21 protein-coding genes are annotated in these 25,686 nt (G+C 63.7%); 19 read left to right on the top strand and 2 right to left on the bottom strand.

From position 1 onward, the window contains the following. Positions 1-10: 10 nt before the first annotated feature. From IHE30_RS13745 to IHE30_RS13800, 12 genes are all read left to right on the top strand, one after another. On the top strand, positions 11-640 hold the full coding sequence (locus IHE30_RS13745) for a YfgM family protein (protein ID WP_337691361.1): 630 nt from the start codon (positions 11-13) through the stop codon (positions 638-640). A gap of 50 nt (positions 641-690) precedes the next feature. Then, a complete protein-coding gene (gene bamB, locus IHE30_RS13750; protein ID WP_337691364.1) occupies positions 691-1,833 on the top strand; it encodes an outer membrane protein assembly factor BamB in 1,143 nt (380 codons plus the stop codon). Positions 1,834-1,905: 72 nt separating this feature from the next. Beyond that, complete coding sequence (gene der / locus IHE30_RS13755) at positions 1,906-3,240, top strand: ribosome biogenesis GTPase Der (RefSeq protein WP_337691365.1); 1,335 nt, start codon at positions 1,906-1,908, stop codon at positions 3,238-3,240. Between the two features lie 129 nt (positions 3,241-3,369). Then, positions 3,370-3,606 (top strand): RNA chaperone Hfq, encoded by a 237-nt coding sequence (gene hfq / locus IHE30_RS13760; RefSeq protein WP_007580427.1) that lies wholly within the window; start codon positions 3,370-3,372, stop codon positions 3,604-3,606. Between the two features lie 67 nt (positions 3,607-3,673). Then, positions 3,674-4,921: a GTPase HflX gene (gene hflX / locus IHE30_RS13765; RefSeq protein ID WP_337691391.1), complete on the top strand. Its 1,248-nt coding sequence runs from the start codon at positions 3,674-3,676 to the stop codon at positions 4,919-4,921. Between the two features lie 30 nt (positions 4,922-4,951). After that, the gene (hflK, locus tag IHE30_RS13770) at positions 4,952-6,316 is read left to right on the top strand and encodes an FtsH protease activity modulator HflK (protein WP_337691393.1); all 1,365 of its coding nucleotides are present in this window, start codon (positions 4,952-4,954) and stop codon (positions 6,314-6,316) included. A 12-nt stretch (positions 6,317-6,328) separates the two neighbouring features. Next, a complete protein-coding gene (gene hflC, locus IHE30_RS13775) occupies positions 6,329-7,246 on the top strand; it encodes a protease modulator HflC (protein ID WP_337691394.1) in 918 nt (305 codons plus the stop codon). Between the two features lie 63 nt (positions 7,247-7,309). Continuing rightward, on the top strand, positions 7,310-7,495 hold the full coding sequence (locus IHE30_RS13780) for a DUF2065 family protein (RefSeq protein WP_337691395.1): 186 nt from the start codon (positions 7,310-7,312) through the stop codon (positions 7,493-7,495). A gap of 37 nt (positions 7,496-7,532) precedes the next feature. Further along, positions 7,533-8,681: an ATP phosphoribosyltransferase regulatory subunit gene (locus IHE30_RS13785; protein ID WP_337691396.1), complete on the top strand. Its 1,149-nt coding sequence runs from the start codon at positions 7,533-7,535 to the stop codon at positions 8,679-8,681. 89 nt (positions 8,682-8,770) lie between these two features. Continuing rightward, on the top strand, positions 8,771-10,132 hold the full coding sequence (locus IHE30_RS13790) for an adenylosuccinate synthase (RefSeq protein WP_337691398.1): 1,362 nt from the start codon (positions 8,771-8,773) through the stop codon (positions 10,130-10,132). Positions 10,133-10,158: 26 nt separating this feature from the next. After that, positions 10,159-10,734, top strand: coding sequence for a phosphoribosyltransferase (locus tag IHE30_RS13795; RefSeq protein WP_337691400.1), 576 nt, complete (start codon positions 10,159-10,161; stop codon positions 10,732-10,734). 232 nt (positions 10,735-10,966) lie between these two features. Then, positions 10,967-12,862: a potassium transporter Kup gene (locus IHE30_RS13800; RefSeq protein WP_337691401.1), complete on the top strand. Its 1,896-nt coding sequence runs from the start codon at positions 10,967-10,969 to the stop codon at positions 12,860-12,862. A gap of 89 nt (positions 12,863-12,951) precedes the next feature. On the opposite strand, the gene IHE30_RS13805 is transcribed toward IHE30_RS13800, so the two are convergent. Beyond that, on the bottom strand, positions 12,952-15,288 hold the full coding sequence (locus IHE30_RS13805) for a Tex family protein (protein WP_337691403.1): 2,337 nt from the start codon (positions 15,286-15,288) through the stop codon (positions 12,952-12,954). Positions 15,289-15,380: 92 nt separating this feature from the next. Here IHE30_RS13805 and IHE30_RS13810 point away from each other — a divergent pair, with 92 nt between their 5' ends. From IHE30_RS13810 to IHE30_RS13820, 3 genes are all read left to right on the top strand, one after another. After that, on the top strand, positions 15,381-16,415 hold the full coding sequence (locus IHE30_RS13810) for a hypothetical protein (protein WP_337691406.1): 1,035 nt from the start codon (positions 15,381-15,383) through the stop codon (positions 16,413-16,415). 132 nt (positions 16,416-16,547) lie between these two features. After that, complete coding sequence (locus IHE30_RS13815) at positions 16,548-16,763, top strand: DUF465 domain-containing protein (RefSeq protein WP_337691480.1); 216 nt, start codon at positions 16,548-16,550, stop codon at positions 16,761-16,763. Positions 16,764-16,856: 93 nt separating this feature from the next. Next, a complete protein-coding gene (locus IHE30_RS13820) occupies positions 16,857-19,172 on the top strand; it encodes an ATP-dependent DNA helicase (RefSeq protein WP_337691408.1) in 2,316 nt (771 codons plus the stop codon). A 141-nt stretch (positions 19,173-19,313) separates the two neighbouring features. Here IHE30_RS13820 and IHE30_RS13825 read toward each other — a convergent pair whose 3' ends face one another. Further along, on the bottom strand, positions 19,314-20,123 hold the full coding sequence (locus IHE30_RS13825; protein WP_337691410.1) for an outer membrane protein assembly factor BamD: 810 nt from the start codon (positions 20,121-20,123) through the stop codon (positions 19,314-19,316). Positions 20,124-20,139: 16 nt separating this feature from the next. On the opposite strand from IHE30_RS13825, the gene IHE30_RS13830 reads away from it, so the two are divergent. From IHE30_RS13830 to IHE30_RS13845, 4 genes are all read left to right on the top strand, one after another. Continuing rightward, positions 20,140-21,261 (top strand): RluA family pseudouridine synthase, encoded by a 1,122-nt coding sequence (locus IHE30_RS13830; RefSeq protein ID WP_337691413.1) that lies wholly within the window; start codon positions 20,140-20,142, stop codon positions 21,259-21,261. After that, positions 21,258-22,163: a peptidoglycan editing factor PgeF gene (gene pgeF / locus IHE30_RS13835; protein ID WP_337691414.1), complete on the top strand. Its 906-nt coding sequence runs from the start codon at positions 21,258-21,260 to the stop codon at positions 22,161-22,163. The genes IHE30_RS13830 and pgeF overlap by 4 nt, the downstream gene beginning before the upstream one ends. 273 nt (positions 22,164-22,436) lie before the next feature. Continuing rightward, the gene (gene phaC / locus IHE30_RS13840; protein ID WP_337691416.1) at positions 22,437-24,452 is read left to right on the top strand and encodes a class I poly(R)-hydroxyalkanoic acid synthase; all 2,016 of its coding nucleotides are present in this window, start codon (positions 22,437-22,439) and stop codon (positions 24,450-24,452) included. Positions 24,453-24,500: 48 nt separating this feature from the next. Then, positions 24,501-25,682: an acetyl-CoA C-acetyltransferase gene (locus tag IHE30_RS13845; RefSeq protein ID WP_337691417.1), complete on the top strand. Its 1,182-nt coding sequence runs from the start codon at positions 24,501-24,503 to the stop codon at positions 25,680-25,682. Positions 25,683-25,686: the final 4 nt, after the last annotated feature.

The raw sequence follows: 25,686 nt of genomic DNA on the forward strand, positions 1-25,686 counted from the left end.
TATCCACTAGATGAGCTACCATCACGAACAAGAAACCCTCGATAACCTGCAGGCCTGGTGGGCGAAGTGGGGCAATGCGCTGACCGGGGTCGTGCTCGCCGCGCTGCTGGCAGGGGTCGCCTATAACGGTTGGAACTGGTGGCAGCGGCGCCAGGCGGCGCAGGCTGCGGTATTCTATGACACGGTCCAGCAGGCAGTGGCATCGGGAGACAAGGCGCAGATCGCACGCGTCACGGCGGACATGGAAGCGCGCTTCGGTGGCACCGCGTATGCACCGCTTAGCGCGCTGGCGGCAGCCAAGGCGTTGTATGCGGCCGCAGACGTGGCCGGCGCGAAAGGGCAGTTGCAGTGGGTCGTCGATCAGGCACGTGGCGATGAGTTCAAGGCGGTCGCGAGGTTGCGGCTCGCCGCGCTGTTGATCGACGAAAAGGCTTATGACGCGGGCTTGAAGCTGTTGTCTGACCCGCCGCCGCAGGCGTTCGGCGGTCTGTACGCGGATCGCCGCGGCGATCTGCTGGCCGCGCAAGGCAAGCGTGACGAGGCGCGCGCCGCGTACCAGGCCGCGCTGGCGGCGCTCGAGCACGGTGAGTCGTCCGTGCGTCAGCTGATCCAGTTCAAGCTCGATGCGCTCGGTGGCTAAAGCCCCGTGCAGTTCGATTTCCAATTGACTCGTCAATGCGTCACTGATCCATGAATTTTGTTTTTCGCTACGTCCGGCCGCTCGCGTGCCTGCTTTCGCTGACTGTGCTGGTCGCGTGTTCATCCACAAAGGATGTGCGTCGCGTGCCGACCGAATTGACCCCGATCCAGACCGTGCTCGAGGTGCGCGAGGCGTGGAAGGTCAGCGTGGGTCAGTCCGGCCGCTACCTGCTCGCTCCCGCCGCCGTCGGCGATTATGTGTACGCGGCCGGTGCGAACGGCTCCGTGGTTAAGATCGACGCGACCAATGGCAAGGCGGTCTGGCGCACGAAGGTGGGCGCGGAGCTGTCGGCCGGTGTCGGCAGCGACGGCACGCTGACCGCGGTCGGCACGCTCAAGGGTGACGTGTTTGTGCTCGGCGGCGATGGCCAGGTGCTGTGGAAGGCGAAGGCATCCGGTGAGATCGTCACACCGCCGGCAGTGGGCCAGGGCTTCGTGCTGGTGCGCACGATCGATGGGCGTATCACGGCATTCAATGCGCAGACCGGCGAGCAGAAATGGGTCTACGTGAACCGCGCGGTGCCGCTGAACCTGCGGACTGTGGCCGGCATGACGTTCGCCGGCGACAGTGCGGTGCTGGCGGGGTTCCCGGGTGGCTCGCTTGCCGCGATTAATTTGCAAAGCGGCGATGCGTACTGGCAAACGCCGGTTTCGTATCCGCGCGGTGTCACCGAAGTCGAGCGGATCAACGATGTGGCCGGCGCGCCGACGCTGGTTGGCTCGCAGACCTGTGCGGTGACGTTCCAGGGCCGGATCGGTTGCTTTGACGTGTTGAGCGGACGCGCGCTGTGGGAGCAGCCGTTCTCCAGTTATGGCGGATTGGCGCAGGATGATCGTACTGTGGCGTCGACGGACGACTGGTCGGTCGTGTCGCTGTACGATTTGATGACCGGCAAGCCCTTGTGGCAAAACACGCAGCTGAAGAGCCGCAACGTCAGTGCGCCGGCGATCGTCGGCCGTGCGGTGGTGGTCGGCGACTATAAGGGGTTTGTGCATTTCCTATCGCGTGATACCGGTGAATTCGTCGCACGGACGAGAACGGGGGGCGCGATCACCGCGCAACCGGTCGTTGCCGGTAACACGTTGGTGGTGCAGAGCCGCAACGGCAATCTGTACGGTTTCCGGCCGCAATAGGCAGGCCGCATTCGCGTACGCGCGCCGCCGGCCGCTGCCGGCCGGCGCGCGTGCGTTTTTGGAAAAAGCAACATGAAGCCCGTAATCGCCCTTGTGGGGCGCCCTAATGTGGGGAAATCCACGCTGTTTAACCGGTTGACGCGCTCGCGCGATGCGCTTGTTGCGGATCTGCCCGGGCTCACGCGCGACCGCCATTATGGCGAGGGCCGCGTTGGCGAGCGGCCGTACCTGGTCGTCGATACGGGTGGCTTCGAGCCGGTCGCTAAGGACGGTATCCTGCATGAGATGGCTCGGCAGACGCGCCAGGCGGTCGAGGAGGCCGACGTGGTCGTGTTCGTGGTCGATGGCCGCAACGGCCTTGCGCCGCAGGACAAGACGATCGCCGACTATCTGCGCAAGACGGGCCGCCCGATTTTTCTGGTCGTCAACAAAGCCGAGGGCATGAAATACAGCGCGGTGGCCGCGGACTTCTATGAACTCGGCCTAGGCGACCCACGCGCGATCTCTGCCGCGCACGGCGACGGCGTCAGCGAAATGATTGGACAGGCGCTCGCCGTCGCCTATGCGGATCGTGCGCCGCACGATGAAGCGCACGCGGGCCACGGTGTGAAAATCGCCATCGTCGGGCGACCCAATGTGGGTAAGTCGACGTTGGTTAATGCGTTGCTCGGCGAGGAGCGCGTGATTGCGTTCGACCTGCCCGGCACGACGCGCGATTCGATTTACATCGACTTCGAGCGCCAGGGCCGCCCGTACACGCTGATCGACACGGCCGGGCTGCGCAAGCGCGGCAAGGTGTTCGAGGCGGTCGAGAAGTTCTCGGTGGTCAAGACGCTGCAATCGATCGCCGACGCCAACGTGGTGATCCTGCTGCTCGACGCGCGGCAGGACATCTCGGAGCAGGACGCGCATATTGCCGGCTTTGTCGTCGAGCAGGGCCGCGCGCTCGTGATTGGTGTGAACAAATGGGACGGCCTGGATGAGCACGTGCGCGAGCGCACCAAGGCCGACTTGGCTCGCAAGCTCAAATTCCTCGACTTCGCGAAGTCACATTACATCTCGGCGGCGGAAAAGACGGGGATTGGTGCGCTGATGCGCTCGGTGGATGCCGCCTATGCGGCCGCAATGGCCAAGCTGCCGACGCCGAAGCTCACGCGGGCGCTGATCGACGCCGTGCAGTTCCAGCAGCCGCGGCGCCGCGGTCCAGTCCGCCCAAAGTTGCGTTATGCGCACCAAGGGGGGCAGAATCCGCCGATCATTGTGATCCACGGCAATGCGTTGGATGCGATTACCGATACGTATAAACGTTACCTCGAAGGCCGGTTTCGCGAAACTTTTGGTCTCGCCGGCACTCCATTGCGCATAGAGTTTCGTTCGAGTCGGAACCCTTATGCGGACAAAGACTAAATCTGCGGCGATAGTCCGGTCGGCAACTTTACGGCTTCGAAAATTCGGCTATAGTGTAGCGATTGGCGGCGTTTTCTTTTTTCTCGTCGCCGATATGATTAATTTGCAAAAAACAACTCGGAGTTTGCTATGAGCAACAAAGGGCAACTGTTACAAGACCCGTTCCTGAACGCATTGCGCAAGGAGCATGTGCCGGTGTCGATTTATCTCGTCAACGGCATCAAGCTGCAAGGCAATATCGAATCGTTCGACCAATATGTGGTGTTGCTCCGCAATACTGTGACGCAAATGGTGTACAAGCACGCGATCTCAACCGTCGTGCCCGCACGTCCAGTGAACTTTCATCCCGATTCGGAAAGCTCGTAATCCGATTGTCTGGCGGGCGCAGCCAGCCGGCCTGGCGCCTGTCCTTCACTCTAACTGTTTTATCGATTTGATCAACGCAGCGCTTGTCAGCATAGATTTCGGAAAGATCGATTTTCAGGCCAGTCTTGAAGAGCTGAGCCTGCTCGCCACCAGTGCCGGGGCTCACCCGGTGCTGACGCTGACGGGCCGGCGCTCGAGCCCGGATGCCGCGCACTTCATCGGCAGCGGCAAGGTCGAGGAGCTTCGACTCGGCGCACAGGCCAACGACGTCGATATTGTCATTTTCAACCACACATTGTCGCCCGCACAGCAGCGTAACCTGGAGCGTGAGCTTGAGCGGCGTGTTGTCGATCGCACCAGTCTGATCCTCGATATTTTTGCGCAACGCGCGCGCAGCCATGAAGGCAAGCTGCAAGTGGAGTTGGCGCAACTGCAATATCTGTCCACGCGCTTGGTTCGAGCGTGGACCCACCTGGAGCGGCAGAAAGGCGGGATCGGCTTGCGCGGCCCAGGCGAGACGCAGCTGGAGACCGACCGGCGGTTGATCGGCGAACGCATCAAGATGTTGCGCGGCAAGCTGCGCAAGCTGCAGCGCCAGCATGGCACGCAGCGTCGCCAGCGTGAGCGCAATCGCACGCTGTCGGTGTCGTTGGTTGGCTACACGAACGCTGGCAAGTCAACGCTGTTCAACGCGCTGACCAAGGCGCAAGCCTATGCGGCTGACCAGTTGTTCGCGACACTGGATACGACGTCGCGCCGCGTCTATCTTGGCGAAGCGGGCAATGTCGTGGTGTCCGACACGGTCGGCTTTATCCGCGACTTGCCGCACCAGTTAGTCGCAGCGTTTCGTGCCACGCTGGAGGAAACCGTGCATGCGGACCTGCTGCTGCATGTCGTCGATGCGTCCAGCACAGTGCGCGCGGATCAGATCGAGCAGGTCAACGACGTGCTGCGCGAGATCGGCGCGGCCTCGATCCCGCAGATTCTCGTGTTCAACAAGATCGACCAGGTGCCTGAGTTGGCGAGCCGGGCTGATCGGGTTGAAAGGAACGAGTATGGTAATATCACGCGCGTCTTTTTGAGTGCGCGAACCGGTCAGGGACTCGACGCGTTGCGTGACGCGGTGGCCGAGGTGGCGCTCGGCGCGCAGGCGTTCAAGCGGGACCCGGACGGCATGGGCGCCGACGATCACGACCCGCGTTGCGACGCCGATGGTTTGCACTCGGACGAGGCCGGGGCGACGGCTGGTGCCAATGCGTCCGACGACGAGCGCGTTCGCCAAGCGAGCCGCAGCGTCCACCAACAGCGTATCTGACAACTGCATTCCGCAATAACCGGCTGTGACATGGTGAACGACAAGAACATCCGAAGTACGTGGCAGCGCGCGCGTGCCGTCTTTTCAATCAATGATCCGCGCTGGGGCAGAGGCCAGGGGGGGGATGATGCGTCCCGACGTCCTCAGGATCCGCGCAATAGTGGCAAGGACGGCCAGGAAGGTCCACCCGACCTGGACGAGTTGTGGCGCGACTTCAATCGCCGAATCAACCGGCTGCTCGGTCGCAAGGGTGGCGGCGACGGCGGCAGCCCGGGCCCAGCGAACTTGAATAATGGCCGCGGTGGGCATCTGGGTCTGGGGATCGTCGTCGGCGTGCTGGTCGCGATCTACCTGGCCAGTGGCGTCTATATCGTGCAGGAAGGGCAGGCCGGTGTCGTGCTGCAGTTCGGCAAATACAAGTACACGACCGGCTCGGGGATCCAGTGGCGGTTGCCGTATCCGTTCCAGAGCAATGAGATTGTCAACATGTCGCAGGTGCGCTCGGTTGAGATCGGCCGTGACAACATGATCCGCTCGACGAACTTGAAGGACATGTCGATGCTGACCAAGGACGAGAACATCATCGACGTGCGTTTCGCGGTCCAGTATCGCGTGAAGGATCCGGCCGCGTTCCTGTTCAATAACGTCGACGCGGAAGGCACAGTGACGCAGGCCGCTGAGACCGCAGTGCGCGAGATCGTCGGCAAGAACACGATGGACTACGTGCTATACGAGGGACGCGAGCAGGTCGCGCTGCAATTGTCGCAGCAGATCCAGCGAATCCTGGACCAGTACAAGACGGGCATTATCGTGAGCAGCGTGACGATGCAAAGCGTGCAGCCGCCGCAGCAGGTGCAATCCGCGTTTGACGACGCAGTGAAGGCCGGGCAGGATCGCGAGCGCGCGAAGAACGAGGCACTGGCCTATGCGAACAACGTGGTGCCGCTCGCGCAGGGCACTGCCGCGCGGATGGTGGCAGACGCGCACGGCTATCGCGCACGCGTGGTGGCCCAAGCCGAGGGTGACGCCGCACGCTTCAAGCAAGTGCAAGCCGAGTACGCGAAGGCGCCGGCTGTCACACGCGAACGAATGTATCTGGACACGATGCAACAAGTCTACTCAAACGCAACGAAGGTGATCGTGGACAGCAAAGCCAGCAGCAATCTGCTGTATCTGCCGCTGGACAAGGTATTGGCACAGCATCGCGCGCACGCGCAAGGGGGCGCGCGCCCGAGTGCCTCGGACAACGGCGTGCAGGGTGGGGCGTCGCCGGCCGGCAGCTCGGCCGGTGGGCCAGCCATGCCAGCGCAGGCGATGCCGGGTGCGTCCGTCGGCGACGACGCGAGCCGTTCCCGGGAGTTGTTTCGCCGTCGCGGCCGCGACGACGGTCAATAAGAGGGGTAGCTCATGAATCGAATCATCACCCTCGTCGTTGCCGTGCTCGTCGTGTTGTTCGTCGGCTCCTCGATGATCTTTGTCGTCGACCAGCGCAAGTACGCGATCGTGTTCGCGTTCGGCGAGGTCAAGCAGATCATCTCGGCGCCCGGACTGCATTTGAAGGCGCCGCCGCCGTTCCAGAACGTGATCTATATGGACAAGCGCATCCAGACGATCGACAACCCGGAAGCGGACCGCTACATCACTGCGGAAAAGAAGAACCTGCTGGTTGACCTGTTCGTCAAATGGCGGATTGTCGATCCGCGCAAGTTCTACATCAGTTTCCGCGGCGACGCGTCACTCGCGCAGGACCGGTTGACCCAAGTCATCCGCGCGGCGCTGAACGAGGAGTTCACGAAACGCACGGTCTCGGAAGTGGTCTCTAACGAGCGCGAGGTCGTGATGCAGGCGGTGCGCAAGAAGGTCGAGCGCGACGCATCGAACCTGGGCATCGACATCGTCGACGTGCGGCTGCGCCGCGTCGATTTGCTCGAGAACATCAGCGAATCGGTCTACCAGCGGATGAAGGCGGAGCGCCAGCAAGTCGCCAACGAGCAGCGCTCCACGGGTGCCGCCGAGGCAGAACGCATTCGTGCCGATGCGGACAAGCAGCGTGAAGTGGTGATCGCCGATGCGTATAAGCAGGCGCAGGAGATCAAAGGGGATGGCGATGCCAAGGCTGCGGCAATCTATGCGAACGCATTCGGTCGTGACCCGCAATTCTATGCGTTCTACCAGAGCCTGGAGGTCTATCGGCGCAGCATCGGCAACGGGGATATCGTGGTCGCGGATCCGAACAGCGCATTCTTCCGCTTCATGAAAAATCCTGCCGGCGCGGCGGTGGGCGGCGCTGCAGCCACGCCTGCCGCGCCGGGTCGCAGACACTAGGCGCCACGAGCGCCGCGCGGGCATGCGGCGTGTGTGCCCGCGCGAAAAAAAAGAAGCAGGCCCATGGCCGCCACACTCTTGCTTGCCATTGCGCTGATGTTAATCATCGAAGGGATGTTCCCATTCGTGTCGCCGACGCTGTGGCTGGATACGTTTCGTAAAATAACGCAACTGCCGCCGGCACAGGTGCGGCTCGGCGGGTTGATCGCAATCGGCCTTGGGTTGCTCCTGCTGATGGTGGCGGCCTGATCGCGCCGCGCTGCGTCGCGCTACCGGACTTAAGCTGATGCCGACCTGGTTATTGCCTGAGAATATCGCCGACGTGTTGCCCGCCGAGGCACGCAAGCTCGAGGAGTTGCGTCGCGTGCTGCTCGACCGTTTCCGATCGTATGGCTACGAGATGGTCATGCCGCCGCTGCTCGAATACCTCGAGTCGTTGCTGACGGGCAGCGGCAGCGACCTAGCGTTGCGCACATTCAAGCTGGTCGATCAGTTGTCCGGCCACACGCTGGGGCTGCGCGCGGACATCACGCCGCAGGTGTCGCGTATCGACGCGCACTTGCTGAACCGGCAGGGCGTCACGCGGCTGTGCTATGCGGGGCACGTGCTGCACACGCGTCCCCGCGGGTTGCATGCGACGCGCGAGCCAATCCAGATTGGGGCCGAAATCTATGGATATGCAGGCTTGGAGGCGGATGTCGAAATCCAGCAACTGATGCTCGACAGTCTGCGGCTCGCCGGTCTCGGGCCGGTGCGACTGGACCTGTGCCATGCGGGCGTGCTGGCCGCACTGCTGGACGCCGACGCGCGCGCGGCCGGGCTGGGCCCTGCGCTGTACGCGGCGCTGGCTGGCAAGGATGTGCCCCGGCTGGACGAGCTTACGCGCGATCTGGCGAAGCCGGTGCGTGACGCGCTGCTCGCGTTACCGATCCTGTATGGCGACGCGTCGGTAATCGACGAGGCGCGCGCGCAACTTCCCGCATGGCCGGCGCTCACGCGCGCGCTCGATGAGCTTGCGTTTCTTGCCGCGCAGATCGGCGATGCGCACGTGGCGATCGACCTAGCCGACCTGCGTGGCTACGCGTATCACAGCGGCGTGATGTTTTGCGCGTATGTCGATGGCGTGCCAAACGCCGTGGCGCGCGGCGGACGCTATGATCATGTTGGCCATGCGTATGGGCGTGCGCGGGCGGCGACCGGTTTTTCGCTGGACTTGCGCGAGGTGACACGGATTTCGCCGCGACAGGCACGCTCCAGTGCCATTCTGGCGCCGTGGAATCACGACACGGCGTTGCGGGCCACTGTCGCGGCCTTGCGCGATAGCGGCGAGACGGTGATTCAGGCGTTGCCTGGCCACGAGCATACGCTGGATGAATTTGCCTGCGACCGCGTGCTCGTGCAGCGGGGCGACGCGTGGACCGTCGAGCCGCGCTGAAGACGGTGCACATGCCGGCTGCCTAAAAAAACGGCAGTCATGCGCACGAACCTAGGTAGAATACGTTTTTAACCAGCTCAAGTAACACCATGTCCGCCAGCGTAGCTCAATCAGGTCAAGCGGCAACCCAGTCCGGACGTAATGTCGTCGTGGTCGGCACCCAGTGGGGTGACGAAGGAAAGGGCAAGATCGTCGACTGGCTCACCGATCATTCCCAAGGCGTCGTGCGCTTTCAAGGCGGGCACAACGCGGGCCATACGCTGATTATCGGCGGCAAGAAAACCATCTTGCGGTTGATTCCATCGGGCATCATGCGCGATGGCGTCGCATGCTATATCGGCAACGGCGTCGTGCTGTCGCCGGAGGCGCTGTTCAAGGAGATCGGCGAGCTTGAGGATGCCGGCGTCGATGTGCGTAACCGGTTGTTTATCTCCGAAGCAGCCACGCTGATTCTGCCGTATCACATTGCGATCGATCTGGCGCGCGAGGCGCGACGCGGCGCCGGCAAGATCGGCACCACCGGCCGCGGCATCGGGCCGGCGTACGAGGACAAGGTCGGCCGGCGCGCGTTGCGCGTGCACGACTTGTTCGACGCGGCCACGTTTGCGGACCGATTGCGCGAGAACCTCGATTTCCATAATTTCGTGCTCACCCAATACTTGGGTGCGCAGGCGGTTGATTTTCAACAAACGCTGGATGCGATGCTCGGCTACGCGGACCGGCTCGCGCCGATGATCACTGATGTGTCGCGGCGGCTGTATGACGAGAACAACGCCGGGCGCAACCTGCTGTTCGAAGGCGCGCAAGGCACATTGCTGGACATCGACCATGGTACGTATCCGTTCGTCACGTCGAGCAATTGCGTCTCGGGGGCGGCGGCGGCCGGCGCCGGCATTGGCCCGCACAAGCTCAACTACGTCCTCGGGATCACGAAGGCCTATTGCACGCGCGTGGGCGCTGGGCCGTTTCCAAGCGAACTGTACGACGTGGACAATCCGCAACGCCAGGACCTGGTCGGCTTGACGCTGGCCAACGTCGGCAAGGAATTCGGCTCAGTGACGGGCCGCCCGCGCCGCACCGGCTGGCTTGATGCAGCCGCGCTCAAGCGCTCGATTCAGATCAACGGCGTGACGGGATTGTGCATCACAAAGCTGGACGTGCTCGACGGGCTCGACGAGGTGCGACTGTGCACTGGCTACAGGATCGATGGCCAGGACGTTGACATCCTGCCGCGCGGTGCAACGCAAGTGAGCCGCTGCGAACCCGTGTACGAGACGTTCCCCGGCTGGAAGGCGAGCACGATCGGCATCAACGCGTGGGATGCGCTGCCCGCAAATGCGCGTGCGTATCTGACGCGGCTGCAGCAAGTGGCTGGCGTGCCGATCGATATGGTGTCGACCGGTCCGGATCGTGACGAGACGATTCTGCTGCGCCATCCGTTTAAGACTTGATAAGACTGCGCGATTCCGATATTCCTATGAAGAAAGAACTGAGCCCGGACCCGCGCAATGACGACCAGCACCTGTGGATCGGCTGGGACGATTATCATCGGCTAGTCGAGCGGCTCGCGTTGATGGTGCACGAGTCGGGTTGGAAATTCGACAAGATTCTGTGCCTGGCGCGCGGCGGATTGCGCGTCGGCGACCAGCTGTCGCGGATCTATGACCTGCCGCTGGCCATTCTTGCCACGAGTTCGTATCGCGAGGCTGCGGGCACGCAGCAGGGCGATCTCGATATCGCGCAGTACATCACGATGACGCGCGGCGAGTTGTCCGGCAATGTATTGCTGGTTGACGATCTCGTCGATTCGGGCGTCACGTTGGCGCGCGTGCAAGAGCATTTGAAGGAGCGGTATCCGGCCATTACGGCGGTGCGCTCGGCGGTACTATGGTACAAGGCGTGCTCGAAGGTGAAGCCGGATTACTTCGTCCAGCACCTGCCGACCAATCCGTGGATCCATCAGCCGTTCGAGGAATGGGATACGGTGCGTCCGCACAACCTGGCCGCGTGGATCAAGCGTGGCACGGGTGGTACTGCGCCGGCAAGCGCGTAATGTGCGCCAGGTGATGGTATCGGCAATGGACGAACATCAGGCGGCTGCTTCTGGCAGCCGCTTTTTTATCGACGAGAGGCGCGGCGCGCGGTCTGTCCCGTAGTCAATCGCAATCGCAATCGAAACGACGCCGCAAGCTTCCGTGGTGCGGCAATAACATCGCGGGCCCCGGCTTACTGCGTGGGCCGGCATGGATAGAATATCGCCTCGTTTTCGCGACACGACGCCTGACATGACGAATGCTCTCCACGGTCATCCGATCCGTACCCAACCGTTGCCCGCCTTGGCCGTGGCCGCAATCGGCGTTGTGTTCGGCGATATCGGCACCAGTCCGCTGTATGCGCTGAAGGAGGCTTTCAGTCCGCAGCACGGTATCGCGTTGACGCCGGAGAGCATCCTCGGCGTGATCTCGCTGCTGTTCTGGGCGATCGTCGTCGTGGTGTCGCTGAAATACGTGCTTTTTGTCATGCGGGCCGACAACGATGGCGAAGGCGGCGTGCTCGCGCTGATGGCGCTCGCGCTGCGCGGGTTTCCGCGCGAGGGCAAGTGGATTGGCGTGCTGATGGCCCTTGGCATCTTTGGGGCTTGCATGTTCTACGGCGACGCGGTGATCACGCCGGCGATCTCGGTGATGTCCGCGGTCGAGGGTTTGGGAATCGCTGCGCCATCGCTCGCGCGATATGTGCTGCCGACTACGCTGCTGGTCCTGATCGCGCTGTTCATGCTGCAGAAGCATGGCACTGAGGTCGTGGGGCGACTGTTCGGGCCAGTGATGATCGTCTGGTTCGTTACGCTTGCGCTGCTTGGCCTGTACCATATCGTCACTGCGCCTCGTGTGATTGCGGCGCTCAATCCATGGTATGCGATACGCTTCATGCACGACCATGCGGTGCAGGCGTATCACGTGCTCGGCTCGGTGTTCCTCGTGCTCACCGGCGCCGAGGCGCTGTACGCGGACATGGGGCACTTCGGCGCGAAACCGATTCGCGTCGCGTGGTATGGAATGGTGATGCCCGCGCTGGTGCTGAATTACTTCGGACAAGGCGCGTTGTTGCTCAGCGATCCGAGCGCGATCCAAAATCCGTTCTATCTGCTTGCGCCGGACTGGGCGCTGCTGCCACTGGTGGTGCTTGCCACGGCGGCCACCGTGATCGCGTCGCAGGCGGTGATCTCCGGCGCATTCTCGCTGACCAGCCAAGCGATCCAGCTTGGCTACGTGCCGCGGATGAAGATCCAGCACACGTCCGCGCGCGCGATTGGGCAGATCTACATCCCGATCGTGAACTGGCTGCTGCTGTTTGTGATCCTCATGATCGTGCTGGGTTTCAAGAGTTCGGACAATCTTGCGGCGGCCTACGGGATCGCGGTTACCACGACCATGGTGATCACGACGATACTCGCGTGTGTCGTGATGGTGCGCGTTTGGAACTGGAACAAGCTGTGGGTGGCCACGATCATCCTGGGCTTTATCACGGTTGACCTGTCGTTCTTCGGTGCGAACCTGCTGAAGCTGCGCGAGGGCGGCTGGTTGCCGTTGCTGATCGGCGCATTCCTATTCTTCCTATTGACCACCTGGTACAAGGGCCGGCAGATCGTCAAGGAACGTACTGCGGCCGACGGTATTCCGCTGATGCCATTCCTGCAGGGGCTGCTTGCCCATCCGCCGCATCGCGTGTCAGGCTCGGCCATTTACCTGACCGGCAACGAGGCACTGGTGCCGGTCAGCTTGCTGCATAACCTCAAGCACAACAAGGTGTTGCACGAGCGCACGATCTTCATGACGTTCATCACGCTGGACATACCGTATGTCGATGACCATCGGCGCATTGATATTAAGGAGCTTGGCGGCGGGCTATACCTGGTGCGCGCGACATACGGTTTCAACGAGACACCGGACTTGAATGGCGTGCTCAAGCTGCTCGAGCAACAGGAAAACATGTCGTTCGACTTGATGGACACGTCGTTCTTCCTCGCGCGGGAAACCGTCGTGCCAACGCAATTGCCGGGCATGTCAGTGTGGCGCGAGCGGATTTTCGCCTGGATGCACCAGAACGCCGCGAAGCCTAGCGACTTCTTCAGTATCCCGGCCAATCGGGTCGTCGAGCTTGGCACAAAGATCGAGATTTGATTGGCCCGCTGCCGCGTGGCATGACCTACCCGCTGTTCGTTGTTAGCGGCCGCGCGGGGCAGGGCACGTCGCTGCAGCCGCTGCATCCGTCAGCGTAGCTTGAGCTTGGCGAGCGCGGCTGCCATCGCGCCTTGCGGTTCCATCTCCCGGGTCCGTGCGCCGCGGCCCTGACCGCCGCGTCCGCTGGTATCCCGGTCACGCGCTGCCGTGCTGACCGCGCCGGCTCCGCCTGCCGCGGCGTCGTCTGACAGGCGCATTGTCAGCGAGATGCGCTGCCGCTTTAGGTCTACCTCGAGCACCTTGACGGTGACGACCTGGCCTGCTTTGACGACCTCGTGCGGGTCCTTCACGAACTTCGTTGACATCGCAGACACGTGCACGAGCCCATCCTGGTGCACGCCGATATCGATGAACGCGCCGAATGCCGCGACGTTGGTCACGACCCCTTCGAGGATCATTCCGGGCGACAGGTCGGCAAGCGTCTCGACGCCTTCGCGGAACGTCGCAGTCTTGAACTCGGGCCGTGGGTCGCGCCCCGGCTTTTCAAGCTCGCCCAGGATGTCACGCACGGTGGGCAGGCCAAAGCGTTCATCAACGAACTCGGCTGCCGACAGCTTCGACAGCACGTCACGGTTGCCCATCACATCGGACACCGATTTGTTGATCCTCGCGAGGATGCGCTCGACCACCGGATAGGCCTCGGGGTGCACTGCCGAGCGGTCCAGCGGGTTCTCACCATGGTTGACGCGCAGAAAGCCAGCCGCCTGCTCGAAGGTCTTGTCGCCCAGGCGTGGCACCTTTTTCAAGTGCTCCCGGGACGGGAAGGGCCCATGGGTGTCGCGATACTCGACGATGTTGCGTGCGAGTGTCGCGTTCAGGCCAGATACCCGGGCAAGCAGCGCAATCGATGCGGTGTTCGCGTCGACGCCCACTGCGTTGACGCAATCCTCGACGACCGCATCCAGTGTGCGTGCCAACTCCCGCTGGTTGACGTCATGTTGGTACTGGCCTACGCCAATCGCCTTGGGCTCGATCTTCACCAGTTCGGCGAGCGGATCCTGCAGGCGGCGTGCGATCGAGACCGCGCCGCGCAATGAGACGTCCAGTTCGGGAAATTCCTTCGCCGCCAGCTCCGACGCCGAGTACACCGACGCGCCCGCCTCGGAGACGACAATCTTTTGCAGCTTCAATTCGGGATGCCGTGCGATTAGCTCGCTGGCCAGCTTGTCGGTTTCACGCGATGCGGTGCCGTTGCCGATGCTGATCAGCTCGGCTTGCGTCGCCTGGGCGAGCCGCGCGAGCCGGGCCAGCGACCCGTCCCAATCGCGGCGCGGTTCATGCGGATAAATCGTATCGGTGGCCAGCAGCTTGCCGGTGCGATCGACTACTGCCACCTTGACGCCGGTGCGCAGTCCCGGGTCCAACCCGATCACCGCCCTGGGGCCAGCCGGTGCGGCCAGCAATAGGTCCTTTAAGTTTCGGGCGAACACATTGATCGCTTCGTGCTCGGCGCGTTCGCGCAACTGGGTCAGCAGGTCGTTTTCCAAATGCGGTTGCACTTTCACACGCCAGCACCAGCGGCACACGTCGCCGAGCCACTTGTCGGCTGGCCGCCCTTGATTGGCAATGCCGAAGTGGCGCGCAATCATTGCTTCGCCGGGATGCGGCACTTGTGCATCAAGCTCCTCGCCCAGGCCGAGCTTAACGAACAGCACGCCAGCATTGCGACCCCGGAACAGCGCGAGCGCGCGGTGCGACGGCACCGTCTTGATCGTCTCCGCGTAATCGTAGTAATCGCGAAATTTCTCGCCTTCCTCTTTTTCCTTGCCTTCGACGACAGTGGAGATCACCATACCCTGGTTCCACAGGTAGTCGCGCAGCCGGCCCAGTAACTCGGCGGTTTCGCCGAACTGCTCGGACAGGATGTCGCGCGCGCCGTCCAGCGCCGCCTTGACGTCGGCAATGCCTTTGTCGGCATCGACGAAAGGGGCGGCCTGCGCGTGTGGATCGCGCGTCGGATCCGCGAGCAACGCATCCGCCAGAGGCTGCAACCCCGCCTCGCGCGCGATTTGCGCACGTGTGCGCCGCTTGGGCTTGTATGGCAGGTAGAGATCCTCGAGCGTCTGTTTCGTATCAGCGGCTAGGATCGCGGTGCGCAACGCATCAGTCAGCTTGCCCTGCTCGTCAATGCTTTGCAGGATCGCCGCGCGACGATCCTCAAGCTCGCGCAGGTACAGCAGCCGCTCCTCGAGCAGGCGCAGTTGCGTGTCGTCCAAATTGCCGGTGACTTCCTTGCGATAGCGCGCGATGAACGGAACCGTTGATCCTTCGTCGAGCAGTTGTACGGCGGCGGCGACCTGCCGCGGCTGAACAGTCAATTCGGTGGCGATGCGCTGTATGATCTTCAGTGCTACGTTGTCCGTCATGGGTGAGGCTTGTGCGGGTTCGAGCCGGGCATTGTGCCATAAGCGCGATGCGGGCCGGTCGTGACACAAGATCGCGATGATAGAATGCCGATATGCATGACCGCCTACTGATGTCCCCGCCTGCGCCGCGCCAGCGCGCTCGCGAATCGATGCCGCCCAGTGAATCCCTATCTTCCCGACTGCGCCGTCGCGCGGTGGCGATCACCTATATTGCACAACGCGAGCGGGCGTGGCCGTTGGTTGGATGGCTGCTTGCGTGTGTTGCCAGCATTGTGCCAGCCGCGCCGTTGCATGCGCAGGCCATGACGTCGTCGATATCCGACGCCGGCAATGGCGTGGCCGCCGCGCCGGGCGGCGATGCGGGGGCGTCGGCGATGCCAGCTATCACGTCACAAGAGCCCTTGTTGGCACCCGTGCGTGCAACAGATGCCGACCGCGCGGGCGCACGTGTAGCGGCTGCCGGCAGCCTCGACGCGCAGGCCGCGGATGGGGACGGCGTCGATGGGCGAGCGCGAGATGCGTCGTTCGGTGCTCGACAGGCGCAGCTCGATCGCCGCAGTGAGCTAAATCGATACGAGTATGGTGTCGCAAAGCACAATTGCTACAGCGCCATCCTGGTCAATCATTGTCTGAAGAAGGCGCGTGACCGAATGATTGCGAACAAGATGCGGATTCGCGACGAGCAAAATGCGCTTGACAACGAACGTCGGGCTGCGCATGCGCGACAACGCGACGAGCAGGCCGCGCTTAAGCGCGAGGCGCACGCGCGCGAGGCGCCTCAACGCGCGGCGCGTGAGCGCGAGAATGAACAGTCGTACGACGAGAAGCAGCGCCAGCATGCGATCGATGAGGCGCGACGTCACGCGCAAGCGCCACAGCGCGAGGCGAGTCAGCGCGCGTACGATCAAAAGCAGGCCGACTACCAACGCAAGCTCGAGCAGGCGCGGCAGCAGGCGGCCCAGGATGCGCAGCAGCGGGCAGATAACGCACGCAAGTTTGAGCGGAAGCAGCAGCGCGCGGCGCAGCATGCGCAGGACGTACGCGAGCGTCAGGCCCGCGCCGCGCGAAAGCAGGGCGCTTCCATGCCGAGCGCCGCGTCGGCAGCCTCCGGCACGGGTGGACAGTAGGGCCGCAGGCCCGGCTTGCGGCCAAATGCCCAACTCCCGCGTCAATCGCAGTAGAATCAGGGTAAAGCGACCTCATATCGGATGCCGGTATCGCAGATGCGACGACTTCCGATCGATTGGGAGGAAAAGGGCATGCAGCATGCATACGACGCTGACACGGTGGCAATCCAGGGCCAGATCGCTCGACTTCAGAATGAGCATCATGACCTGGACTGCCTGGTCAATCGGGTGGCTGACGTGCCCGGCATGAGTGACCTCGAGCTGCAGCGGCTAAAAAAGCGCAAGCTGAAGGTCAAGGACACGATTACGCTGCTGCAGTTGCAGCTGCGGCCTGATACCGATCATTGATGCAGCGCGGCGGTTCCCGCCGCGTTCGCGCGACACGCCGGTAGGCAGCGCGCGCTGGCACGGCGCCACACCGACTTTGCAGGAATTGCCGCATTGACATCCACGCCTGAATCGCGTCCGCGCGAACCGGATAGTTCGCCGTCGGTCGATGGTGCGCCGGCCGCACCGACGCTGACCCCGGACGGACTCGCCGTTGCGCCGCGTCGGCTCGCCGAACTCGACGCGATCTTTGCCGCGGACGGTATGTTGGCCCGTCATATCGATGGCTATCGGCCGCGCGACGCGCAGTTGCGCATGGCGCAAGCGGTCGCGGCGGCGATCGATGCGACGGGTCGCATGCCGGATGCCGGCGCGCTTGCGCTGGCCCATACCGAACGTCCATCGCGGCGGCTCGCCGCGCGGCACGGCGATCTGCGCGGTGAGCCGGGCGCCGCGACCGCCGGCGACGCGTCGCGCGACGCGGATGCGACGGCGGGCGACAATACGTTGGTTGTCGAGGCGGGTACCGGCACCGGTAAGACCTTCGCGTATCTCGTGCCCGCGATGCTGTGGGGTGGCAAAGTGATCGTGTCCACCGGCACCAAGCATTTACAGGACCAGTTGTTCCAGCGCGATATTCCGACGGTGCGCGATGCGCTCGCGGTCCCCGTATCGATCGCGATGCTCAAGGGGCGCGCGAACTATCTGTGTCACTATTACCTCGCGCGCACCGCCGATAACGGCCGGTTGCCGTCGCGGCAGGATGCCGCGCATTTGCAGGAAATTGTGCGCTTCGCGAGGGTCACGCGCAGCGGTGACAAGGCCGAGTTGGCTAGCGTGCCGGAAAACGCGCCAGTGTGGTCACTGGTGACGTCCACACGCGACAATTGCTTGTCGCAGGAATGCCCGCATTACAAGGACTGCTTTGTGATGCAGGCGCGTCGTGATGCGCAGCAAGCTGATCTCGTGGTTGTCAATCATCACTTGTTCTTTGCCGACATCATGCTGCGCGACACCGGCATGGCCGAGTTGCTGCCCAGCGCGAACACGATCATCTTTGACGAGGCGCACCAACTGCCCGAGACCGCGACGCTGTTCTTCGGCGAGACGCTATCGACCGCGCAACTGCTTGAACTGGCCCGCGACAGCGTCGCCGAAGGTCTGCTCAACGCGCGCGATGCAGTCGAATGGACGCGGCTTGGCGCGACGTTGGAGCGTGCCGCGCGCGACGTCAGGCTCGCGTTCAAGCAGGATTCGCTACGTATCTCGCAGTCGCAACTTGACAACGAGCACCCGCTGTTCGACGCGCTCGTTGGCGTCGAAGCGGCGCTCGACGAATGGATCACGGCGCTCGCGCAGCAGGCCGAACGCGCGGAGACGCTCGCCAACTGCCTGCGCCGTGCCCAAGAACTGCGGCAGATGCTCGATGGCTGGTGCGGGCCGGACAACGCGCTGGCGCAAGCCGCGCCATCCGCATCAAAATCCGCTTCGGGATCGGCGCCGCCCGACGACGCAAGCCAGTTCGGCGACGAGAGGGTGCGCTGGGTGGAGGTATTTTCCCACACAGTCCAATTGCATCAGACACCGCTGTCCGTCGCGCCGATATTCGCGAAGCAACGCGCGGGCGCGCCTCGCGCGTGGATCTTCACGTCCGCGACGTTGTCCGTGCGGGGCGATTTTAACCACTACGCCACGCAAATGGGCCTGAACGCGCGTCGCTCGATGACGCTGCCTAGCCCGTTCGACTATCCCAATCAGGCATTACTGTACGTGCCGCGCAATTTGCCGCAACCGTCATCGCCCTATTTCACCGACGCGGTGTTCGACGCCGCGCTGCCAGCGATCGAGGCGTCCGGCGGCGGCGTGTTCGTGCTATGCACGACACTGCGGGCGGTCGATCGGATGGCCGCACGATTGCGCGACGCGATCCTCGCGCGGGGATGGCCGTATCCGTTGCTGGTGCAAGGCGAGGCTAGCCGCACCGAGCTGCTGGACCGTTTCCGTCAATACGGCAACGCGATCCTGGTGGGCAGCCAGAGCTTCTGGGAGGGCGTAGACGTGCGCGGCGACGCGTTGTCGCTGGTGGTCATCGACAAGCTGCCGTTTGCGCCGCCCGACGACCCAGTGCTGGCCGCGCGGCTGGACGCATTGACGCGCAAGGGGCTGAGCCCGTTCGCGGTACACCAGTTGCCGCAGGCCGTGATCACGCTGAAGCAGGGCGCCGGCAGGCTAATCCGTGCCGAAACCGATCGCGGTGTGCTGATGATCTGCGATCCGCGCCTGGTCGATAAGCCGTACGGCAAGCGCATTTGGCAAAGCCTGCCCCCGTTCCGCCGCACCCGTGAGATCGATGCGGTGCAGACCTTTTTTACTGGCTTGGTGTCAGCGGATCCGCCCGTCGATTCACACCCAGTGTCCCAGTTGGCGTGACGGTCACGGGCATTGAGTGGACATGAAAAAGCCCGGCGTAAGCCGGGCGATTCGACAACAGGTGTGGTGTGGCGCCACGCGGCATCAAAACCGGCGCGTGCGGCCAGAACCGGCGCGTGCGGCCGGGCCCAGTTTACCCGTTCACCAGAATTGATACCACGGCTTTTCACCCTTGCGCAGTGCGTGGCCGGTCACGTATGGGCTGTCCGGAAACGTCGATGTGAGCACGCGCTGGGTATCGTCGGCGAGCTGTGGCTGGTTCAGCGCGCGATACGACAATATCATCACATGCAGCGCATCCTCGGTGGCCGGCGCGTTCTTGTATTCCTTTAGCACCCGTTGCGCGCGGTTGATTGCGGCAACGTACGCGCCGCGCCGATAGTAATAGTCGGCGGTGTGCACTTCGTGCGATGCTAATGCGTTGACGATGTAGCGCATGCGCTGTGCGGCATCCGGCGCATATTTGCTGCTCGGATACTTCTCGACGACGACGCGGAACGCATCGTACGAGTCACGCAACGCCTTTGGGTCGCGCTCGCTCATGTCCTGGCCGGCGAAGCGGCCAAACAGGCCCAGGTCGTCGTTAAAGCTAATTAGGCCTTTCAGGTAGTACGCGTATGCGATATCCGGATGGTCGGGGTGCAACTGGATGAAGCGGTCCACCGCTTGTTCGGCCGCCGCTGTTTCATTGTCCTTCCATTGGCAGTACGCGACGTTGATTTGCGCCTGTTGTGCGAAATGACCGAACGGATCGCGCCCTTGCAGCAATTCGAAGTACTTCGAGCATTTGCCCCAGTCACCGGCGGTAAAGGCATCCTGGGCCTCCGAGTATAATTTCTGATTGGTCCACGCCGCCGTTTCGTCCGTTTTCTCGGGCAGACCGTGGCAGCCGGCGACGATCGCCGCTGCGATGGCCACGGCAGCGATCCTCAATGTGTTCAGCACTCGCATTTCCAGTGAAGTCCAGATGACTCGTTCAAATAACCGGTCCAGCGCCGGCGTCGATCCACACGATTATAGCCCAAGCGCAAGCCCGGCCCGCCTCGACGAGCAGGTTGCGCGGGTACCGCCGGCACTGGCGGGCGAGCGGCTAGACAAGGTCCTTGCGCGACTGTTCCCCGCTTTCTCGCGCAGCCGACTGCAGACGTGGATCGACGCGGGGCGCGTGACGTTGGACGGCGCACCGGCGCGGCTGCGCCAGCCAGTGCCGCTGGGTGCGACCGTGCGGCTCGTGCCGGACCTGTTGCCGCAAGCGCTGGCGTTCGCGCCGGAGCCGGTGCCATTGCCGATCGTCTACGAGGACGAGACCCTGGTGGTGATCGACAAGCCGCCCGGGTTGGTCGTGCACCCGGCTGCGGGCAATTGGAGCGGCACGCTGCTCAACGGCCTGCTGTATCGCTATCCGGACGCTGCCGGACTGCCGCGTGCAGGCATCGTGCACCGGTTGGACAAGGATACCTCCGGCCTGATGGTGGTCGCGCGCACGTTGGCCGCGCAGACGGATCTGGTCAGGCAGTTGCAGGCGCGCACGGTCAAGCGCCGCTATATCGCGTTTGCCTGGGGTGCGACGCCGCCGAATGGATGCATCGACGCGCCGATCGGGCGTGACCCGCGCGAGCGCACGCGCATGGCGGTGCTCGCCGGGGCCGCCGGCAAGGCCGCGCGCACGCATTTCAAGACCGTAGCCACCGGCGTGTGGTCCGGGCAACCGGTATCAAGGCTGCTTTGTGATTTGGAGACCGGGCGCACGCACCAGATCCGCGTGCATCTTGCCCATACCGGCCATCCGTTGCTCGGCGACCCGCTGTATGGCCGCGGGCGCAACGCGCGGCAACGTTCCGCGCTGCCCGCCGGCTTCGCGCGCCAGGCGCTGCACGCATGGCGGCTCGCCCTGGTGCACCCAACCACCCACGCGCCGGTGGCGTGGCGCTCGGCGATGCCGCCAGATCTGGCGCACTTGGCCGTCGCGCTCGGGCTGGCGGACACACCCGAGGACGAGGCCGCGACAATCGACAGCGCACGGCAATACGCATACGATGACGAGGGTGGCAGCATGGTTGCCGACGATGAAGAGGACGAGTTTGAATGAATCCGAGCGGCGACCCGGCGTTCCAACGTTTTGCCGAGTTGACGCTGTCCGGCTGCATCGTGCCGCACTGGCGCGTGAGTCCCCGCGTGCGCGCGCTGATCACCACGCGCGCCGGCGGCGTGAGCCGCGGCGCATATGGCGTACTGCGCGATCGGCAATGCGCGCCCGGCGGCCTAAACCTAGGGCTGCATACCGGCGATGACAGGGAGGCGGTGTGCGAGAATCGTCGCCGTGTGCTCGCGCTGGCGGGCGCGCCCGTCGCATGGCTCGAGCAGGTGCATGGCACGCGCGTGGTCAGTGCCGACGAAGTGGTCAAGCACGATCGGCTGACGGCTGATGCGCTGGGGCCGAAGGCCGATGCCAGCGTGACCGACCGCGCCGGGGCGGTTTGCGCGATATTAGTGGCCGACTGCATGCCGGTGTTGATTTGCGACGAAGCCGGCCGGGCCGTTGGCGCCGCGCATGCTGGATGGCGCGGGCTTGCCGGCGGCGTGATCGAGCATACGGTCGGTGCGGTGCGCGCGTTGCTCGCGTGCAATAAGCACGCGCCTGGGGTGCTGCACGCGTATCTCGGCCCATCGATCGGGCCATGTGCGTTCGAAGTCGGGGAGGAGGTGCGCGCCGCGTTCCTCGACGCGTCGCTGCCGGGCGAGCGCGAGGCGACCGACGCGGCGTTCGTCGCGCTGCCCGCGCGTGTCGATGACGTCGCCGATGTGCACGGCGGTGGCCGATGCAAGTACCTCGGCGATCTCGGTGCGCTAGCCCGGCTGAGGCTGGCCCGGGTCGGCGTGCACCATGTGAGCGGGCCCCACGCGTGCACGTTTAGCGATCCCGCGCGTTTCTATTCCTATCGACGGGACCGCACGACGGGCCGCATGGCAGCATTGATCTGGCTGATCTAATCGCGTGTGCGGCGCGGCGGTGGCTCGCACTGCCCTATGCCGCACCGTCACATGCCGCACGGCCGAGGTGGCGTGCCGCCACATCGGGAAAATGCCGATTCAAAAATTGGCGCAGTGCGGCAAAATCGAGAATCCTGATTGACAGGCGTCGTGCGAGGGAGCAAGAATGCCCGAAGGCGGGCGATCGACGACGGCCTTGCAGTGCGTTCGCGCGACCGATACACAGCCTGCCTGTGCCACTCTATACGAGGGCACCGGTCACTCCATACGGGTATGGCAGACTCATCCAGAACCTCGCAGCAATCCAGCACTGGTGCTTCGTCTGGCGGTGATCCAGTCGGCGATACCCAATCTGTGTTCGACGGCTGGCTGAACGCATGGCGCCCATTCACGGACCCGGCCACTTGGCAGCAGCGGATGGCGGACATGCAGCAGGCCATGGTTGCACAGCCAGCGGCGCATGATGCAGAGGAACGCGCGAGTAGGGCAAAGGGCGGCAAGGGCCGCGCCGATCCGCTCACGCTGTTCGGTCCAGCATGGGTCAGCGCGTTCAGCTCCGCGCTGACCATGTCGCCGTTTGTGCTTGCACTGTCCCATGCCGCCGGCGGGCTGCCGAATGGGCTGGCCGCGTTGATGAACCCGTTTGCGTCGCTCGGTGCGGGGTCCAGCGTGAGATTCGATCCGCAGCGATTGCAAGCGCTGCAGCATGACTACCTGCACGAGTGCCAAACATGGATCGAGCGCGCGCTGACATTCACGCCGGGCTTGGCGGACATCGACGCGCTGTTTGAGCCGGGCGATCGTCGCTTCAGCGCCGACGAATGGAAGGCGGCGCCAACCTACGCGTTGACGGCGGCGTGGTACCTGCTCAATTCGCGCTACCTGAACAAGCTTGTGGATGCGCTGGAGGTGGAGGCGAAGACGCGCGAGCGGATCCGTTTCGTCGTCGAGCAGTGGGTCGCCGCGGCCTCGCCGAGCAATTTTCTCGCGCTCAATCCGCAAGCGCAAAAGACGCTGCTCGACACCCAGGGGGAGAGCCTGCGGCAGGGCATCGCGAACCTGTTGGCGGACCTGCAGCGCGGCAAGATCTCGCAGACCGACGAATCGTGTTTCGTGGTCGGCAAGAACCTGGCGAGCACTAAAGGCTGGGTCGTGTTCGAGAACGAGTTGATCCAGCTGATCCAATACACGCCACGCACGCCGACGCTCCACGAGCGGCCGCTGCTGGTCGTGCCGCCGTGCATCAACAAATTCTACATTTTGGATCTGCAGCCGGACAATTCACTGGTGCGCTACGCGCTCGACCAGGGCCACCCCGTGTTCCTGATCTCGTGGCGCAATGCGGATGCGTCGATTGCGCACAAGACGTGGGACGACTATATCGCTGACGGTGTGCTCGCGGCGATCGACGTCACGCGCGACATCGCCGGCTGTGAGCAGATCAATACCCTTGGCTTTTGCGTCGGTGGCACGCTGCTCGCGACGGCGCTGGCCGTGCGTGCCGCGCGCGGCGAACATCCGGCGTCGTCGATGACGCTGCTCACCACGATGCTGGATTTTGGCGACACCGGCGTGCTCGATGTGTTCGTCGATGAGGCACACGTCGCGCTGCGCGAGCAGACGATCGGCGCAAAAGGGGGCGGCGCGCCAGGCCTGATGCGCGGCGTCGAGTTTGCGAACACGTTCGCGTTCCTGCGGCCGAACGACCTAGTATGGAACTACGTGGTCGACCATTATCTGAAGGGACGCACGCCGGCGCCATTGGACCTGCTGTACTGGAACAGCGATTCGACGAATCTGCCAGGGCCCATGTATGCACGCTACCTGCGCGAGACGTACCTGGAGAACCGCTTGCGCGTGCCGGGCGGCGTGACGGTGTGCGGGGAGCCGGTGGATCTGAACCAGATTGACGTGCCCACGTTCATCTATGGATCAAGGGACGACCACATCGTGCCGTGGCGTACCGCGTACGCATCGACATCGCTGCTCAGTGGCCCGCTTCAGTTCGTGCTCGGCGCATCGGGGCACATTGCGGGAGTGATCAATCCGCCGGCTAAGAACAAACGCAGCTATTGGGTGATCGAAGGGGAAACCCGCGCGTTGCCAAACGATCCCGAGCAATGGCTCCAGCAATCCACGCAGCGGCCCGGAAGCTGGTGGCCGGAATGGTCTGGATGGCTGGCGCAGTACGGCGGCAAGCGGATCAAGGCGCGCGCGAAGGCCGGCAATACGATGTATCCGCCGATCGAACCCGCGCCGGGCCGCTATGTCCTCGTGCGCGACGTATGAACCCCGTGACGCATGCAGGCGGATGAAGGTTTTGAAAAAGGAAAGTGAATGACTGACGTTGTGATCGTGTCCGCCGTCCGTACCGCGGTTGGCAAATTCGGTGGCTCGCTGGCGCACATTCCCGCGCCTGAGCTTGGCGCAACGGTGATCCGGGCCGCCCTGGAGCGGGGCGGCGTGAAGCCGGAGCAAGTCAGCGACGTGATCCTGGGGCAGGTGCTGACCGCCGGCTCCGGCCAAAATCCGGCGCGCCAGGCGCTGATCAACGCCGGGCTGCCCACTGCCGTGCCGGCAATGACGATCAACAAGGTCTGCGGCTCCGGCCTGCAGGCGGTGATGCTGGCCGCCAACGCGGTGATCGCCGGCGACGCGCAGATCGTGGTCGCCGGTGGCCAGGAGAATATGAGCGCCGCGCCGCACGTGCTGCCCAGATCGCGTGACGGCTTCCGGATGGGGGATGCGAAGCTGATCGATAGCATGATTGTTGACGGCTTATGGGACGTCTACAACCAGTACCATATGGGCATCACCGCCGAGAACATCGCACAAGAGTACGGCATGACGCGCGAGGCACAGGACCAGTTCGCTGCGCTGTCGCAGAACAAGGCTGAGGCCGCGCAGAAGGCTGGCCGCTTCGACGACGAGATCGTGCCGATCGATATCCCGCAGAAGACGGGCGAGCCGGTGCGCTTTGCGGTCGACGAATTTGTGCGCCACGGCGTGACCGCAGAATCGCTGGCCGGGCTGAAGCCGGCGTTTTCAACGGAAGGCACGGTCACCGCGGCGAATGCATCGGGCATCAATGACGGCGCGGCGGCGCTTGTCGTGATGTCGGCGAAGAAGGCTGAAGCACTCGGCTTGAAGCCGCTGGCCCGGATCAAGGCGTACGCGAGCGCGGGGGTTGACCCGAAGATGATGGGCATGGGGCCGGTGCCCGCCTCGCGTCGCTGCCTAGAGCGCGCAGGCTGGTCGGTTGCCGACTTGGACCTGATGGAGATCAACGAGGCGTTTGCCGCGCAGGCGCTGGCGGTCCATCAAGCAATGGGCTGGGACGTGTCGAAGGTCAACGTGAATGGCGGCGCGATCGCTATCGGCCATCCGATTGGTGCTTCCGGTGCGCGTATTCTGGTTACCCTGTTGCATGAAATGCGCCGGCGCGACGCGAAGCGCGGTCTAGCGTCGTTGTGCATCGGTGGTGGCATGGGCGTCGCACTCGCGGTCGAACGTGACTGAGCGG

This window comes from Mycetohabitans sp. B46 (genome assembly GCF_037389205.1).
Classification (GTDB): Bacteria; Pseudomonadota; Gammaproteobacteria; order Burkholderiales; family Burkholderiaceae; genus Mycetohabitans.